This window comes from Roseibium sp. Sym1, from assembly GCF_027359675.1.
Lineage (GTDB): Bacteria > Pseudomonadota > Alphaproteobacteria > Rhizobiales > Stappiaceae > Roseibium.
In genome coordinates this window covers 50764-63525 of record NZ_CP114788.1, presented here as the reverse complement: position 1 = coordinate 63525, position 12762 = coordinate 50764, and the positions used below count along the sequence as shown (strand labels likewise).

The 12762-nt window shown below is 62.2% G+C and carries 10 protein-coding genes; 2 read left to right on the top strand and 8 right to left on the bottom strand.

All coding sequences use genetic code 11. The features are described from left to right. Positions 1 to 18 precede the first annotated feature (18 nt). The 4 genes from O6760_RS31860 to O6760_RS31845 form a co-directional block, all read right to left on the bottom strand. Positions 19 to 369: a hypothetical protein gene (locus tag O6760_RS31860; protein WP_075282920.1), complete on the bottom strand. Its 351-nt coding sequence runs from the start codon at positions 367 to 369 to the stop codon at positions 19 to 21. Beyond that, a complete protein-coding gene (locus tag O6760_RS31855) occupies positions 366 to 1241 on the bottom strand; it encodes a DUF7007 domain-containing protein (RefSeq protein WP_075282919.1) in 876 nt (291 codons plus the stop codon). Before O6760_RS31855 ends, O6760_RS31860 begins: the two co-directional genes overlap by 4 nt. Further along, positions 1238 to 1711, bottom strand: a complete 474-nt coding sequence (locus O6760_RS31850) for a hypothetical protein (RefSeq protein ID WP_075282918.1) — start codon at positions 1709 to 1711, stop codon at positions 1238 to 1240. Before O6760_RS31850 ends, O6760_RS31855 begins: the two co-directional genes overlap by 4 nt. A 90-nt stretch (positions 1712 to 1801) precedes the next feature. Then, on the bottom strand, positions 1802 to 3490 hold the full coding sequence (locus tag O6760_RS31845; RefSeq protein ID WP_269586474.1) for a ParB/RepB/Spo0J family partition protein: 1689 nt from the start codon (positions 3488 to 3490) through the stop codon (positions 1802 to 1804). Positions 3491 to 3903: 413 nt separating this feature from the next. Here O6760_RS31845 and O6760_RS31840 point away from each other — a divergent pair, with 413 nt between their 5' ends. After that, positions 3904 to 4254, top strand: coding sequence for an antitoxin Xre/MbcA/ParS toxin-binding domain-containing protein (locus tag O6760_RS31840; RefSeq protein WP_008188369.1), 351 nt, complete (start codon positions 3904 to 3906; stop codon positions 4252 to 4254). Between the two features lie 5 nt (positions 4255 to 4259). After that, positions 4260 to 4757, top strand: a complete 498-nt coding sequence (locus O6760_RS31835) for an RES family NAD+ phosphorylase (protein ID WP_075282916.1) — start codon at positions 4260 to 4262, stop codon at positions 4755 to 4757. 11 nt (positions 4758 to 4768) lie between these two features. Here the strand turns inward: O6760_RS31835 and O6760_RS31830 are convergent, their stop codons facing one another. The 4 genes from O6760_RS31830 to O6760_RS31815 all read right to left on the bottom strand — a co-directional run bounded on the left by O6760_RS31830 (position 4769) and on the right by O6760_RS31815 (position 12073). Beyond that, positions 4769 to 9877, bottom strand: coding sequence for a DEAD/DEAH box helicase family protein (locus tag O6760_RS31830; RefSeq protein WP_269586473.1), 5109 nt, complete (start codon positions 9875 to 9877; stop codon positions 4769 to 4771). Between the two features lie 88 nt (positions 9878 to 9965). Then, positions 9966 to 10364, bottom strand: coding sequence for a DUF3085 domain-containing protein (locus tag O6760_RS31825; protein WP_075282914.1), 399 nt, complete (start codon positions 10362 to 10364; stop codon positions 9966 to 9968). Between the two features lie 8 nt (positions 10365 to 10372). Beyond that, complete coding sequence (locus tag O6760_RS31820) at positions 10373 to 10969, bottom strand: DUF1419 domain-containing protein (RefSeq protein ID WP_075282913.1); 597 nt, start codon at positions 10967 to 10969, stop codon at positions 10373 to 10375. A gap of 210 nt (positions 10970 to 11179) precedes the next feature. Further along, entirely contained in the window at positions 11180 to 12073 is an 894-nt protein-coding gene (locus O6760_RS31815; protein WP_075282912.1) for a DUF3991 and toprim domain-containing protein, read from the bottom strand. Positions 12074 to 12762 lie beyond the last annotated feature (689 nt).

The window sequence follows — 12762 nt, the reverse complement described above, 5'->3', positions numbered from 1 at the left end:
CCGCAAATGCCCCTTCCCTCACAATACGAGTTGCGCATCCGGTCCGGCAGCAGACCCCTCAATCGTGACCTTCGCCCTGACGGCTACGATCGCCTGCTCCTGCCTGGACAGCTTTCGGGTGAGTGCATCGATTTCGCCGCGGCGCTCGAAACTGAGCTGATCGAGATACTCCCGAAACAAGACGTCGTCGGACCGTGTCCAGCGGGAGCGGCCACGCGGATGCGATCTTGCCTTGGCCTTGGCCTTGGCCTGGGCGCTGATCGTCATGCGTTCGGCCCGTGCCGCGATCTGGCGTTCAATCAGATCCAGATGCGCCTTTGTCTGGCGGCGCGCGGTTTCCATTCGGCGGAGAAGAAGCAAACGGGTCATGGCGAACTCGGCCTCCACCCAATGAAGCTCGAAGGGCCGTCGTATGCATCGTGCCGGGCCGGATCGACGACGAAACCGAAACGGCCGATCTCGTATTCCGCAGCTGGAACGAGGAACCGGCGTTCCTCAGTCTTTGGCCCTCGCGCGCCGCCGGGCGTTGCAATGACCTCCACAAAACCGTGGTGCTGCTCCGCCCTTATGGCGGAGATGACGATCCAGTCGCCAGCATGACGTGCATGAAACGCGCGCCGATCCTTTTCGTGAGACTGGCCGGGTTCGAGCACGGTGCCAAAAATCACTTCCCAGGCATCCGGCCAGCTGTCTTTCACGGTCTGCTCGGCGCTCCGCCGCTCGAAGCTTGTGAAGAGGTGCGGAAGGGTCAGCGCAACAATCGCCCATTCGGCATCTTCCTCGTACCAGCCGCCTTGCCGGCGAAGACCCCGGTCGACCTTCGCGTTGCGGTCGGCGGAGAGATGGAAACCTCCATGAGCAGCGGTCGAATGGCAGACCACTCTCTCGCCAAAGACCGTCGCCCCCTGCGACGGTCCCCATGGCGTGTTCGCGTGGCAGCGAACCTCCCGGCGTCCGAGGGCACGCTTTTCGCGGGCGTGCCCGGCCTGTTCGAGCACCTTGGCGCGGAACGCCTCTTCGCCGGCAAGCTCTCCGCCATGCCCGTAAAAATCATTGCGAACGAGCTCGGCGAGCGGCCGGCGCACGCACCAGGCCGTGGCCAGAAAGCAAGTTTCGACGCGGCCGGGCACCATGGCGAAAGCAGTATCGCCGACGCGCGCAACGGGAATGCCTTCGGCGCTGGTGGCAAATTGAACGTCCGGCAGCGCTATCGTATCGGGTTCTGACTGAGCGAAGGTCATGCTGCCCTCCCCTCGCCGCGATCGGCGGCAACTTCGTCGGTGGTCACTTCGTGCAGCACGGCGTTGGGATAGCCGTGACGCGACAGCCATTCATCCGCCGCTTGCCGGTCTCCCGCGACATGAACCAGTTCGCAGGCGTCGCCGGGGCGGTCAAGCACGAGGATCGAACCGGCTGCAGGCCGTTCGATGACCGAGAAGTCAAGCGCGCTCATGACTGAGAACGTTCGAAAGACCCTGAGCACCACGACAGCCTTGCTGCCGAAATCCCCCACATGAAGCGTAAAGCTGGCCGGGATCGGCGTATTGCCAACAATGACACCGGCTTGTTTCTTCACCAGCCGGCCGGTGTTGTTGTTGCGCTCCCACGCCTGAAGTTTACGGCGGTGCCGTTCGGGCGGACGGGGCGTACAGTCGGAGAAGCGGATGATCGCACCAAGAGGGATATTATCGAAAATGGACTGAGCGGACATAGGCGATGTCCTCCTGTTCTATTGATTGGAAACGAAAACGCCACCGGACGATGCCGGCGGCGCGAACTGCATCGGTAAGGAAAAAGACCGTTATTCGGCGGCTTCGAGAAAAGCCTCAGGGACGGTGGTGAGGCCGGTATCTCCCGCCTCCGTCTCATCGGCAGGAGCTTCCATGTCGCCCGCGTCCTCGTCCTGATCTTCGACGATCTCGTTGCGTGCCTTCCAGTCGGCAAGTTCATTCGCGTCAGGCGCAAACAGCGCGGACGCATGGACAAAGCTCGCTTCCCTGAAATGCTCGACGAGGGCGGCACGGGTCTCGCGCACCTTGTTGCGCGGCTGCACCGACGTTTCCGCGCAAGCCGCCTCAAGCGCCTGCCGGGAGAGGCAGAGGAGGAAATCTTCCGTCCCCATATTGGGCAGGAAGCTGTCGGCCCCGACGACGTCGCCGGCGATGCGCGAGACAATGCCGCTGTTCGACATGTTGCGACGGCACGACAGCACCTCGACCAACACCGATCGCACCGCGACCCTGAGCCCATCCATGTCGAAAGACAACTTGCCGGTTTCATCGACGAGCGAGGCGGCAAGGGGTGCTATTCTGTTGCGGAAGGAGATGGAATTGCCGGTCCCCGTATCGACGCGGACATTGTTGCCGGCAAAGGCGATGACGAGCAGCGCCATCAGCGTGTCGTCCTCGATCGGTGCACGGCCGAGCGCCTCGTGAAGCGCGTCGGTGCGGAAGTCGCCGATCATGTCCTGGCCCTTCTGGGTAACGTCCGGGCGCTGCGCCGGCAGGGCAGCGGCACCACCCTCCTCCGTCTTGTCACTCGACTGTTTTCCGGTGACCGCCTTCGGCTCGGGCATCCGGTAGACCACCGACTGCACCTTGCCGTCGCGGTCGAGATACATCGCCGTATGGTCAGATTTTTTTGGCTTTCCATAAACCCGCTCGGCCTTCTTCGGCAGGTCCGGCCCGTTCCAGCCGCTGACTTCGGTGATGATGCCGCCCTTCGGCAGATTGTTGGTCATCCATTCCTGCTGGGCGCCGAGAAAGGCCTCGACATCAGTCGTGTAGCGGCTGTCTTCGTCGGCCGGAGCGAACAGGTCCTCCACCCAGGCGATGCCGTAAGCCTGCGCAAGCTCATCATCGAAGCTGGCGTCACGGGCATACATGCGGGTCTTGGAGAGACCGTTGGCGACCGACCACCAGGAGGTTGTCTCGTCTCGCTTCGGCTTGTGCGCTTTCCAGACTTGCTTTTGCTCATCGAGCGAGGCTGCCGCGATCGTCCGGAGCTGACGCTCGTCGGGCATGTCGCCCCTGGCCATCTGGTCGAGCATGGCGGGCAGAACGTTGGCGAGAAGCCGGAGTTTCCTGATCTGGCGAACGGGAAGCGAAAGCGCTGCCGCGATGCCTTCCTCACTCCAGGCGAGCGCGACCAGCCGCTCGATAGCTCGCCACTGGTCGACCGGGTTGAGCGGTTCGCGGGCGATATTCTCGACCATGGAGCGCATGGCGCCGCCGTCCTCGGCCGCATTGTCCACAAGCACCTCGATTTCGTCGAATTCGGCGGCGATCGCGCCTCTGGTACGGCGGTGACCGGCCTGAATGATGAAGCTGTTGCCGCCATCAGTTTCGGGAGAGACCACCGGTGGCTGGATGATGCCGACGGCCTTGATGGTGGCCAGCATCAGGGCATCGGCTTGCGGGCTCGATTTCGATCGGCGGGCATCGTCGGGATTGTCCTTCAGCGCACGCGGATCGATCTTCATGAGATGCATGGGAAGCTCCTTTTCGGGATTAATGTGGACCCGGCACGGCGCCGGCTCCCTTTCTGGTCTTCTTCCTGAAGACATCCCCCGGACCGCGGAGCGTGCGGGCCGGTGCAACTGCGGCCGAGCATCCCTGCCCGGCAGGACGAGCGGGGCTGACAGCCCTGCGAAGAACGACGGGCCGGGATGGCGAGAGGCGCGGTTGAGCGAAAGCGTCACCGGTTCGACCGATCTGTGACCGGTTCCCTTCCCTTCCTCCCCCTTCTCCATTCCTCCTTCGCAGGCGGAATGTTCGAAATTGAGCGCAAGGGGCAGGCAATAGAGGATCTGTTTGACCCTGCGGATTCTGAGCTTCTATTGAATGCCGCTTATAATGACGCTATATTGCGACTAAATTAGCGGCAAATATGTGGAGCAACATCATGGATCTCGCAGCCTATTCGGATCACGGGCTGTTTGCGCCGAACAAGATCGCCAAGGCATTTCGTACGACCAGCGAGGAAATCGCGCGAACCGTCGGTCTCGGCAAGGATGCGGTACAGCGCAAGGATCGGGTGCGTTCCGACAAGACCCAGCGCCGGTTGCGCGAGATGGTCGAGATCGTCAACAAGGTAGAGCCGCGCTTCGGGTCCGCCCTGATGGCTTATGCCTGGTTTCGCTCAGAGCCGCTGTCCGGATTTTCGGGGCGGACGGCCATGCAGCTGGTGCGGGAAGGCCGAGCCGAGGAGGTTCTTGACTTCATCGACGCGGTCGACGCCGGCGTTTACGCCTGAGAGCGATGGTCAGCTATTCCGGAAAACTCTACCGGGCGCTCAATCCGGTCTATGCGCGCGAGCCGATGTCCGGGCGGGGAGCCGCACTTTATGGCGGCCGGTTCAACCCCAAAGGTGTACCCGCGCTCTACACGTCGACATCGGTGCTGACAGCCTTGCGGGAAGCCAACCAGGTTGGCGATCTGCAGCCGACCACGCTTGTCTGCTACCGGGCGAAGATCGAGATGGTCTTCGATACAACCGACATGGCAGCCCTTGAAGCCGCAGGACTCGATGAGGTCGCCCTGGCCGATCCCGCCTGGCGCGACCAAATGAAGACCAAGGGACAAGCACGGACCCAGCGCTTTGCGAGCGATCTGATCACTGCCGGCCATAATGGGCTGCTCGTTCGCAGCTTTGCCAAGGGGGCCGGTCCCGGTGACATGAACCTGGTGCTCTGGAAATGGGGACCCTCCGCACCTTGTTGCCTGGAACTGATCGATGACGAGGATCGATTGCGTTAGGGACCATCACGTCACGCCGCCTGCTCAGAGGGTACTGCCACCGTTGCAACGTCATCGGCGAGGTTTCTCTCGATTTCAGCGAGCTGCCGGCGTTTCTCCGCAAGTTCCTCTTCGAATCCGAATTCCCCGCCCTGGCGAGACTGGTAGGAGGCAAGCCGGCGCTTTGCATCGTCGAGCCGGAAGCGGTATTGCGCCCGCTCCTCCTCGAAATCGGAAAGCACGTGCTCGATGCGCGACACCGCGCCGAGCGGCGTGACGGTCAGGGCAAGATCGATCCCGGTCTCCGCGCCGCATCTCGCAAGCGTGACGTCATAGCGGAAATCGTCCTGGCCGAAACGCTGGCCGGAGAAGATCAGGTCGAAACCGCCGATGGCCGCGAGGGTTGTCTCGTCCTCCTCCCGCAGATGCACGAGGGTCATGATTTCCTTCATGAGAGCACGGCCGGCGGGCTTGCGCTCGGTGAAGGACTGTCCGCCGACGGTCATTGCGAAGGCATCGCCACTGGTCGGGATCCTGCGTTCGATGTCCTTGCCGATCTCGGCGATCCGCCGGGTGTAGAGTTCGATGTCGCGTTCGGCATTGCGGATCTGGCGGCGAACGGCGAATTGATCGTCGCGGTGCGCAGCGCGCAATCGCTCGAGCCGGGCGATGTCGGCTTCCAGCCCCGCCTTTTGCATCAGGCGCTGATCGCCGGAAGCAATTGCCTTCGCCATGGCGAACTGGTTGGCCTGCCCTTCGCCCAAATCTTCGAGCCGGCGAACGGATGTATCGCCGGAGAGCGCCGCGGCAATGAAGCGGGCTTTGCGCTCGTTGTTCTGCCACATCTGCGCGTCCATCGAGCCTTCGGTGGCATAGGCAAAGATATCGATCTCGTCATGCTGATTTCCCTGCCGCTCGATACGGCCTTCGCGCTGCTCGATCTGGGAGGGCAGCCACGGCACATCGAGATGGTGGAGCGCCTTCAGGCGAAGCTGGGCATTCACCCCGGTCCCCATCGTCTCGGACGAGCCGATCAGGAAGCGGACCTTGCCGGCATTGACGTCGGCAAAGAGCCGCTGCTTGGCCTCTGTCTTCTTGTAATCCTGCATGAAGGCGATTTCGGAGGCAGGGACCCCGCGTCGGACGAGTTCGTCGCGGATCCAGCGATAGGCGGAAAAGCCGCGGGACTTCTCGACGTTGATCGTGCCGAGATCGGAGAAGATCATCTGCGCCGCGCCGGGTAGGTCGAAGGGCACGCCCTCGCGGGTCAGATACTCGTTTTCGCCAGTTTCCTTCCAAATGCGGATGCTGTTCTCGATAAGCTTGTTGAGCTTGTTATCCGGTTCATTCTCCTCGCCGAAGTCGACCAGCCTGAGATCGATCGCAGCATGCCGTCCATCAGTGATGACGGAGAGCAAAATATCGTCGCCGGGCTTTGCAGGTCCTTCGCGCTTTTCGATCGCCTGGATCCGCGCCTCAAGGACCTGCTGGTAGAGCTTGAAGTCCTTGGTCGGCTTGGCGGTGATGATCTGGCGCTTGCCCGTCGAGAGCGCGGGGACTTTCACATATTGCTTCAGGTCGGCGGGGAGCACGACGTCTGCAAAGGAGCGGAACATCGCGATCAGTTCCGGTACGTTGACGAAGGTGGCAAAGCGCGAGACGGGCTTGTATTTGCCGGACGGTTGCAGTTCAAGCTCGGTCGCCACATCGCCGAAGGTCGAGGCCCAGGCGTCAAATTCGTGCAGGCCACGCTCCTTCAAGGCATCAAACCCAAGGAACCGCTGCACGGAGAACATTTCTCCGAGCGTATTGGTGATCGGCGTGCCGGACGCCAGCACCAGTGCCCGGCCGGGGTTCTTGGTTTCGATGAGTCGGGATTTCACATAGAGATCCCAGGCGCGCTGCGAGCCGTTCGGATCGACGCCCTTCAGGGTGGACATGTTGGTCGCAAAGGAGAGTTTCCGGAACTCCTGGGCCTCGTCGACGATGATCTGATCAATCCCGATCTCGGAGATGGTGAGGAGGTCGTCCTTGACCGAGCCGAGGGATTCCAGCCGATCCCGCAATCCCTCTTTCAGCCGTTCCAGGCGCTTGCGCGACACCCGGTCGTCGCTTTCGACCCGGGTGAGCAGATCTTCGTAGACGCCAAGTTCATCCTCGATCATCTGCTTTTCGAAAGCGGCCGGAACGGCGATGAATTTGAAGGCAGAATGAGTGATGATGATCGCGTCCCAGGAGGCCATTGCGGCGCGCGACAGGAAGCGGTGCCGCTTGTCTTTGGAAAAATTCGTCTCGTCGGCGACGAGGATACGGGCTGTCGGATAGAGCGCGAGGAATTCGCGGGCGGCCTGCGCCAGGCAATGACCGGGCACGACCAGCATGGCTTTCGAGATCAGACCGAGCCGGCGCTGTTCCATGATGGCGGCCGCCATCGTCATGGTCTTGCCGGCGCCGACGGCGTGGGCGAGATAGGTCGCACCCGCCGATATGATGCGCCAGATACCGCGTTTCTGGTGACCGTAAAGACCAAAGGCGCCGGAGGCGCCCGGGAGCTGGAGATGGTCCCCGTTGAAGGATCGGGGGGCGATGTTGTTGAAAGTGTCGTTGTAGACCCGTGCCAGCCGGTCGGTCCGATCCGGATCGGACCAGACCCAGCTCTGGAACGCGGTCTTGATCCTGGCGAGTTTTTCTTTCGCGGCCTCGGTGTCGACGACATTCAAAACCCGGCGCTCGCTGTCCCCTTCCCTGATCGTGTCGAAGATCTGCGGCACCCGGCTGTTGAGCGCATCGGCAATGAGCTCGCCGGCATGCCGGCGTTTGGTGCCCCATTCGGAAGTGCCCTCAGCCCGGAATGCGAGCATTCGGGCGTCGACCGTCCAGGAGGCCAGTTCAGCTAGGTGGTGAATGCGGATATCCACTCCCATCGTCTCCTTCACGAAATCGACGACGTCACTGGCGGGGATCCAGGGAGCCCCAAGACGCGCGGTGATGTCCGAGGGGCTGAGATCGGCCGGCTGCACCGCTTCAAGCGCTTCGACATTGCGTTTGTAAGCCGGGTCGAGTTCGGCGGCTGCTTGCGCCATCGCCAGCTTGTCGCGCACCGGACCTGAGAGATAGGCGTCCGAGGCCTGCCAGGATCCATCCGCCGGATCGCGGTAGATCGCGCTGCCAAGCTCCTCGATCACAGTTGTGCGGTCCTCATGCAGAAGCTCGGCAATATGGTCGAGATCGACACGGCCACGCTCGTTGAGGACGACGGCGAGCGCATCGGCGGCATTGGTAATGACTGGGGCGACCTGCGGAGCAATCACCCGTTCGGAGAAAATCGGACCGGGCTTCGCCGTATCCGTGTCGAGATCGTAGGTCTCGATGGAGGCGACAAGCCAGCAATCCGGATCGTCGAGGAAAGGCTGCAGGTTCGGTCGACGATGCGTCTCGCGGGTTTCGCCGGTCTCGACGTTCTCTGCGATCGAGACCCTGGTATGATTGATCGGACCGAAGTCGCGCACGAAGCTCGACCAGGCGATGCGGAGCTTCACCTGAAGATCTCGCCACGGCTGATCGGTCTCCTGGGCTTTCAGCACAGCACGCACGGCGTCGCGGATCGGGATCAGTTTTTTGACGATGTTGATCTGCTTTTCCGAGAGACCCTCGCCGGACCGTCCCTCGCGGACGAGAACCGGGCTGGGCTTGCCGTCGATCACCTGCATGAGGCCTTTCGAGGTGTCGAAGAAAAAGCTGCCTTCGCGGACATGGGGCTCCTCGGGCCTGGCGACTTCGCACCCTGCCGGGCAAAGCTCGAGATCGAAATCGATCGCGTCGGGCTCGCCGTCATAGAGAGCTTCCGGAAGAGAAAGGATGGCCGTATCCAGATCAGCCTCGAGGTCGCCTTCGTTGGAAAGGCAGGTATAGGTTTCACCGAAGGGACCGGATGTGGTGGCGTGGCGGCCGAGTACATTGTCCGGATGCTCGGCGAACCAGCGATTGACGCGGATGGCCTCAATGTCCTCGCTGGCGGGAACGACCTCGGCCAGATCCAGCCAGGCCGTGCCCCTATTTGGCTCGCCCGGCTTGCGCTTGCGAAAGAACAAGATGTCGACGACGACGTCTGTGCCCGCGTCCTGCCGAAAACTTCCTTCCGGCAGGCGGATCGCCGCGATCAGATCGGCGGATTTGGAGATGTGTTCGCGAGCGGTTGGATCCGCCTTGTCCATCGTGCCGGACGAGGTGACGAAGGCGGCGAGCGCGCCGGGTTTCAGAAGATCGATCGACCGGGCGATGAAATAATCATGCAGCCGCAGTCCCTTTGAGCGAAGGGCGCGATCGGAGCGCACGGTCCGGTCGGAAAAGGGCGGATTGCCAATAGCGAGATCGAAATGCGCCGGCAGATCGGTGCGCGCGAAATCGCCCTCGACGATCCGGGCAACCGGCTGCAGCAGCCGGGCGATCCGTGAGGTCACGGGATCGAGCTCAACGCCGGTGACGAAAGAGGTTTCACGCAAAGTCTCCGGCATCAAAGCCGGGAACAGTCCCGTGCCGATCCCCGGTTCAAGCACGCGTCCGCCACGCCAGCCAAGGCGTTCCAGTCCCTTCCACATCGCCCAGATGATGAATTCCGGCGTGAAATGCGCATATTGCGTGCAGCGGGCAAGCGAGGCGTAATCGGTTTCGCTCACCGCCTCCTGCAAGCCCTCGCCAAGGTCTTCCCAACCTTCACGGAACCTGTCTTCGCCCGGCCGGGTGAAGACGGCATTGGCGAGATCGGAGGCGCCGAAGCCGGTAAAGCGGATGAGACGCGCCTGTTCTTCCCTACTCGCAGGCCGGTCCTCGGCCGCGATCGACGTCGCAAGCTGGATCGCCTCGAGATTGTCGCGGGCGCGGGCCTTCCAGCCCTTCGCCAGTGCGCGGCTTCCGGAAAGATGGAAGTTGCTGCCGCGCTCAGACACTTCAGCGGACTGCCGCTCAGTCAGCTGCCGGCTTTTGGGCTGCCTGACCGTCTCGGTCGCTGGCGGTCGGGCAGTGTCGTCTGGCTCAATCAGTGGGATTTCGGCAAAGGCGGTCACACCGAAGCCCAGACCGGAAGAGAGCGTGTTTTGCGAACTACCGAACGGGTCGAGATTGAAGGGATCGTGGTCTGCCATGGTGGGTTTCTCCTGGAATGCGGGCGCACGAGACCGCACCACCTGGCGAACCGGCGGCGTTGGAAACGTGCGGGATTGAAAAAAGGGGTTAGCGTGTGATCAGCGAGAACGAGATGTCATTCTCGGTAAGTTGGATGCCGAGATGGGTGGCCTTCGGCTTCCGGTCAAAGCTTGGAATGAGCAGATCGGCATCGATAAACTCGACGCCATCGTCGCCTCCGAAGTGCCGGCGCTTGTAGTCCCACCAGTCGGGATTGGCCTTCGGATCGCATTCGTTTGCGTAGACGACGAGCGGTTTTTGTCCCTCGGCAAGCTTGCCGTTCGACATCACGTACACTCCTTCGTCGCCCACCAGCCAGAACCCAGGCTTCTCACGCTCGTCTTGCCCCTCGCCAAAATAGGGATTGCGGAAACCGCCATTTGCGGCGGCATCTGCTTCACCGCGCGCAATGACCTTGCGGACCGCAGAAATTACAAATGTGAACATGGCGCACCTCACGCAGCTTGCACGTGCGGCAGGTGGCGCAGTTGAACGGGCAGCTTTTCCGAGATCTGCGCGTCGCTCAGGGTTTCGAGCAGTTGAAACCGCGTCCCCGGCCGACTGTGCACGAAAACCGTGCGCTTGCCGCGATGCTTGAGATGGAAGTCCTCGCCGGCATATCCGCGATAATCGTCATGGGTGGCACTCCAGATATGCTCGAGCCGCTCGTCGCGGGTCATCGCCTTGACCGGCCAGCGCTCGCGCTCGGCGATGGCCCCGCGCATGGCATATGGGGAGCGGGGATCGGACAGATCGCAATAGGCGTGGAAGAACCGCATCGCGCCGTTGATGCGCAATGTATAAAAGACGCTGGTGACGCTGCCGGTCAGGAATTCGCGCATGGCGAACATGTCCCCGCGCATCCAGAGAGGCGGCAGGATGTCGAGCATGTAGTCGTGCTGGTCTTGCGCGATTTCAAACCATTCGCCGGCATAAAGCGCGCTGTCATCCTTCTGCCAACGGTCGGGCCGCTGCGCGTGACGGTCGAACAGACGAAACATCTGGCGGCGATCTGTGACACCGAAATAGATCTTGCGGATTGGAGAGGTCATGGCGGGCTCCTTTGAGGCCTGTCACGGGCTGGAGCGCAGCGTACCCTGTCGGTATCACCATCTTCTTCAGCCCTTCCGGACCCCTTCTTGGCGCCGCCTCTCCGGCTGGCTGGGTCAAGGGCCGGCGTCAGCCGGGCGGAGCTTCACCCTTGACGCAGGCAGCGGGTATGCGGCAGTCGTTTTTTGTCTTTCTCCTCTCGTCTTCTCTTCTCACCCCTTCTCTTTCAGGCAGGCGTTCCAGTCGTCTGTTGGCGGTCTGAGCCGCTGCCAGTTGCAACCTTCCTCTTCGGCAAGGGCCCGCAGACGTTCGGCAAAGATCTCTCCCTGGCCGTTGGCGTCCGTGGCCGCGACCAGGAGAACGTCCGGGCGAGCCGCAAGCCAGCGCAGGGCAGCTTCGGTCGATGGCGACCAGCCTCCGCCGGTGCTCAGATAAAGCGATCCGGGCGGCGAACGTTCGATCGCGGCAAGGCTCATGGCGTCGATCGCCGCCTCGGTGACGCAGAGACGCGTTGCGTCAGTCGCCCCGAGCCGGAAGAGGACCTTGGCGCCGCCGCTCGCAAACCCGCGCCACTCTTTACCCCGTTGCTCCCAGCCGGTGACTTGACCGGTCTCGTCGGTATGGCCGGCCCACATGCTGCCGTGCGGACCTTCGCGCAGCACATCAGCGGCAATGGCTTGTCGCAGTACCGGTTCGGGAATGCCGCGCGCATCGTGCAGATACCGCCAGGTTGCGGAGCCTCCACACGGCTTGCGGCGGGTTTGCCAGCGTTGCGCCACCGTCTGGTGCGGCTCCCTCGCCTTGGCCTGACAGAACCAGGCGGGTTCGGATGGCGTGAAACCGACGAGGTCTGCGACGACATGAAGGGCCGCGGCAAAGGCAAGCCCGTCGAGATGTTCGACAAGGCGAAACACGTCGCCTTTGGCGTCCGACAGGGGATCGAACCAGCCCTTGCCGTCATGAATGACGATGATGATGTCGCCGCTCCGGCGGTACTTGACCGCCCTACGTGTGCTTTCCCGTCTGTCGACGGCAAAGCCGGCGGTTTCCAGGACGGCCGCGCAGGTGACTTTTTCCTTCAGCTCTTCAAGGTCTGCTTTTTCCATTGGCTCTCCGCGCTTTGCGCGGTCCTTTCTTCGGTTTCCGCTCCCTCAAGTTTCGGAGCGGGACCCGAAGGCCGCGAAGAGCAAGGCAGGACAAGGGCGCGGATGGTGAGCTGGCAATTGTGCAGGGTCGACATCTTCGTCGCCAGACGCGGCGCGAGCGTCCCTTGCCGGCCGTTGCGCGCAAGCGGCACGGGACTTGACCATTTTCCGCCTGTGGAACCGCCCTGCCTGCTTCAGTGATCCGAGCGACCAACGGGCCCTGGGACACGTCCATGCCCAGACCCAACCTACCGGTGAGCGAACAGTATTCGTATCAGGTAGACTTCAAGGGGGGGACATCAACGAGGCTGGGAAAAAATGGTCACACTCGTTACTGTCACTGACTATCCCTATGTCGGCATCGGAGAACAGCCGACAAGTAAACCGGGTCCGACTATCAGCGGAATTACTCTATGTAATGCCGCACCTTCGCCGGCGTCTACATGTCGATCCTCAACGGAAGGAGACCGAACATGGACAAGACGACATTGATTCCGGCCGAAGGCCCACACACACACACCCGCCAGCCGATGGCATGTTGTGGCGATGCTGCAACAGGCTCCGCGAGTTCGCCTGCTGCGGACGTTGAAAAGACTCCGGTGGAGAAACCCGCCACAGTGCCGGCCGAGGGCGGTTGCTGCTGCGGCCGT

Excerpts from the sequence above, each read along its gene's own strand:
- O6760_RS31845 (WP_269586474.1), bottom strand. The coding sequence starts at position 3,490 with ATGCATCTCATGAAGATCGATCCGCGTGCGCTGAAGGACAATCCCGAC.
- O6760_RS31840 (WP_008188369.1), top strand. The coding sequence starts at position 3,904 with ATGGATCTCGCAGCCTATTCGGATCACGGGCTGTTTGCGCCGAACAAG.
- O6760_RS31830 (WP_269586473.1), bottom strand. The coding sequence starts at position 9,877 with ATGGCAGACCACGATCCCTTCAATCTCGACCCGTTCGGTAGTTCGCAA.
- O6760_RS31855 (WP_075282919.1), bottom strand. The coding sequence starts at position 1,241 with ATGACCTTCGCTCAGTCAGAACCCGATACGATAGCGCTGCCGGACGTT.
- O6760_RS31815 (WP_075282912.1), bottom strand. The coding sequence starts at position 12,073 with ATGGAAAAAGCAGACCTTGAAGAGCTGAAGGAAAAAGTCACCTGCGCG.
- O6760_RS31850 (WP_075282918.1), bottom strand. The coding sequence starts at position 1,711 with ATGTCCGCTCAGTCCATTTTCGATAATATCCCTCTTGGTGCGATCATC.
- O6760_RS31835 (WP_075282916.1), top strand. The coding sequence starts at position 4,260 with ATGGTCAGCTATTCCGGAAAACTCTACCGGGCGCTCAATCCGGTCTAT.
- O6760_RS31825 (WP_075282914.1), bottom strand. The coding sequence starts at position 10,364 with ATGTTCACATTTGTAATTTCTGCGGTCCGCAAGGTCATTGCGCGCGGT.
- O6760_RS31820 (WP_075282913.1), bottom strand. The coding sequence starts at position 10,969 with ATGACCTCTCCAATCCGCAAGATCTATTTCGGTGTCACAGATCGCCGC.
- O6760_RS31860 (WP_075282920.1), bottom strand. The coding sequence starts at position 369 with ATGACCCGTTTGCTTCTTCTCCGCCGAATGGAAACCGCGCGCCGCCAG.